Genomic DNA, 3021 nt, shown 5'->3' with positions numbered 1-3021 from the left:
TTCCCTGGAGCAGGTCGGTGCCGTCCTGCTGGCCCTGGTGATTCTCTTCGCGGCAGGACACCTCTGGTATGCACTGGTGGAGATGGTGAAGGATGCTATTGCCCGCCGCTTTTTTTCCGGAAAACGGGAGCCCTGGCATCCCCTTCCGCCGGATGAGGGCGATTCCGGCGACGGTCCGCCCGGTACTGTTTGACGGCGGCCTCTTCTTGCGGTATAATAAAACCAACAAGGAGAGGAGGGTTCTCTATGAAAACCATCATCACCATCGGCCGGCAGTTTGGCAGCGGCGGCAAGGAGATCGGCATCCGCGTGGCCAAGGAGCTGGGCATTCCCTTCTATGACAAGGAGCTGCTGCAGGAGGCCGCCAAGAAGAGCGGCCTGTGCGAGAAGATTTTTGAAAACTTCGACGAGCGGCCCAAGAGCCTCCTGTACTCCATCGCCATGGATTCCTATATGTTTGCCCTGCCCGGCAGCGGTGTGGGTGACTCTCTGGAACAACAGGTGTATCTGGCGACTTTCAACACCATCCAGCACATCGCGGACCAAGGGCCCTGCGTTATCATCGGCCGGTGCGCGGACTACGCCCTGGCGGACTATCCCAACCACCTGAGCCTGTTTATCAGCGCACCCCTGGAGGTCCGTATCCAGCGCGTGGCCCAGCGGCAGAACCTCACGCCGGAGAAGGCCCGCCAGCTGATCCTCAAGACCGACAAGCGCCGGGCGTCCTATTACGAGTACTATTCCTCCAAGAAGTGGGGCAGTGTGGACAGCTACCACTTCTGCATCGATTCCAGCTATCTGGGCCTGGGCCGGACCGTGGAGCTGATCCAGGCCATGGTGGCCCACAAGGAGCATCCGATCCCCAGCCCCACGGAGGAGGATCCCACCCGTCCCCGGACGTAAGCGCCGCAAAACACGGAGGGACCGGAGCCGCACAGGCTCCGGTCCCGTTTTCCTGTTCAGAGAGGATAACTCCTGGGCAGGCACGGCGGCTCACGCCGCACCGGGTCATGGCCGATGGTCCAGATCCCGGTAGAAGCGGAAGGCATCCTCGAATTTCCCCTGGGCGTAGGTGCCCACATCGGCGCAGTAGGCCTCATAGGCCGCCAGAAGGCGCTCCGCCTCCGGCGTCAGCACCGCGCCGCCGCCGTGGGCACCTCCGATGGTGGAGGAGAGCAGCTTGCACCCAAACACTGTCTCAGCTGTGCGGATGATACGCCACGCCTTGGAGTAGGCCATTTCCATAGAGGCGGCTCCGGCCCGGAGGGAGTGGTGCTCCCGCACCCGCTGCAGCAGGGTGGCGATGCCGGGGCCGAAGCAGCGCTGGTCATCGTCGCTGTAAATTCGCAGCGTCACTTTCAAATGGAGCTCATTCTGTGCCATAGGGCGCCTCCTCTGTTTCTGTCCCAATCCCCCGCCGGGACCGTCCGGACACCCATCCGGGGCCCGACCTGCCGGGCGAGACCCCAATAGGCTGAGGACAGGGGTGCCGGGGTCCCGGACGGGAGATCATGTCCCTCCGAAGCGATATTCTGCTTCTATCATATCACAGGATTTGCGGTTTGCAAACCTGGAAAAATGTGATACAATCCAATGCAGGGGAGTGACCCGCTCTGTGCGGGAAGGAGGAACTATTATGGAGAAAATCAGACTGGGCCGTACCGGCCTGCTGGTGACCAAGACGGCGTTCGGTGCCCTGCCCATCCAGCGGATTTCCAAGGCGGATGCAGTGAAGCTGGTCCGCCGGGCCTGTGAGGCGGGAATCAACTATTTCGACACCGCGAATATGTACACTGACAGCGAGGAAAAACTGGGAGAGGCCCTCCACGACGTGCGGCAGAACGTGGTGATTTCCACCAAGAGCGGCGGAGGAGACAAAAAGACGGTCCAGGCCCACATTGAGCAGAGCCTCCGCAGCCTGCGGACGGATTACATCGACCTGTTCCAGTTCCACAATCCGGCGGTGCTGCCGGATATCCATGACCCGGACGGGCCCTTTGCCGCCGCACTGGAGGCCAAGCAGAAGGGCTACATCCGCCACATCGGCATCACCAACCATCGGCTGAAGGTGGCCCACGAGGCCATTGAGTCCGGCAATTTTGAGACGCTGCAGTTCCCCTTCTGCTATCTGGCCACGGAGAAGGACCTGGAGCTGGTGGAGCTGTGCCGGGAGCACGACATGGGCTTCATCGCCATGAAGGGCCTCTCCGGCGGCCTGCTGAACAATGCGGAGGCCTGCTACGCCTTTATGCAGGAGCATCCAGACGTGGTGCCCATCTGGGGCATCCAGCATGAGTGGGAGCTGGACCAGTGGCTGGAGCTGACGGAGCGGAATCCCCGCATGACGCCGGAGCTCCAGGCGGTGATCGACCACGACCGGACGGAGCTGTCGGGGGACTTCTGCCGCTCCTGCGGCTACTGCCTGCCCTGCGCCGCCGGCATCGACATCCCCCAGGCGGCCCGGATGGCCCAGCTGCTGCGGCGGGCACCCTATAAGCCCTATCTGAGCGACGAGTGGCGGGAGAAGATGCACCAGATCAAAAACTGCATCCACTGCAACGCCTGCAAGTCCCGCTGTCCCTATGGGCTGGACACCCCGGCCCTGCTGCAGAAGCAGCTGGCGGACTACGACGCGTTTTACGCCGCCCATCACAACGACTGAAAAGGAGAACCCCAGATGCTCTTCCGCAATGAGGAGTCCAGCCTGAGGCTGGATATCGTGAACTATGAATTTCCGCCGGACGGCGGCGACCCCACCAGTGACGACCGGAACTGGCTGGTGCTCCGGGCCACCTGGAACAAGGAGGACGGAGACGTGGTGAAGGATTCCAACAGCTGCCTGCTGACCCACGAGCTCCAGAGCATGAGCGCCGGGCTGAAAGTGCTGAAGGCTGGAATCCGGGATGTGTACGTCAGTGACTTTCAGGAGAACTTTTACTTCTCCGTCGGCGCCCGGGCATTGGGAGACGGGACCTTTGAAGTGGTGGTGTCCTTCTATCTGCCCAACACCATGGATGGGGA

Annotated in this window: 5 protein-coding genes; 4 read left to right on the top strand and 1 reads right to left on the bottom strand. The window is 61.9% G+C overall.

The features are described 5' to 3' along the window. A partial coding sequence (locus tag QVE23_RS10820; protein ID WP_287968224.1) for a hypothetical protein occupies window positions 1-193 on the top strand: 193 nt, incomplete at its 5' end. A gap of 53 nt (window positions 194-246) precedes the next feature. Further along, window positions 247-903: a cytidylate kinase-like family protein gene (locus tag QVE23_RS10815; RefSeq protein WP_287968222.1), complete on the top strand. Its 657-nt coding sequence runs from the start codon at window positions 247-249 to the stop codon at window positions 901-903. Window positions 904-1008: 105 nt separating this feature from the next. Here QVE23_RS10815 and QVE23_RS10810 read toward each other — a convergent pair whose 3' ends face one another. After that, window positions 1009-1383 carry a winged helix-turn-helix domain-containing protein gene (locus tag QVE23_RS10810; RefSeq protein ID WP_021749746.1) on the bottom strand — a complete coding sequence of 125 codons (375 nt, stop codon included), beginning with the start codon at window positions 1381-1383 and terminating at the stop codon, window positions 1009-1011. Between the two features lie 253 nt (window positions 1384-1636). Between QVE23_RS10810 and QVE23_RS10805 the strand changes: the two genes are divergently transcribed. After that, complete coding sequence (locus QVE23_RS10805; protein ID WP_119310717.1) at window positions 1637-2662, top strand: aldo/keto reductase; 1026 nt, start codon at window positions 1637-1639, stop codon at window positions 2660-2662. Between the two features lie 15 nt (window positions 2663-2677). Then, a partial coding sequence (locus QVE23_RS10800) for a WapI family immunity protein (protein WP_287968220.1) occupies window positions 2678-3021 on the top strand: 344 nt, incomplete at its 3' end.

It is taken from the genome of Oscillibacter sp. KLE 1728 (assembly GCF_934833455.1).
In the GTDB taxonomy this organism is placed as follows: Bacteria; Bacillota; Clostridia; order Oscillospirales; family Oscillospiraceae; genus Oscillibacter; species Oscillibacter welbionis.
This window is presented reverse-complemented; position numbering and strand designations above follow the sequence as displayed.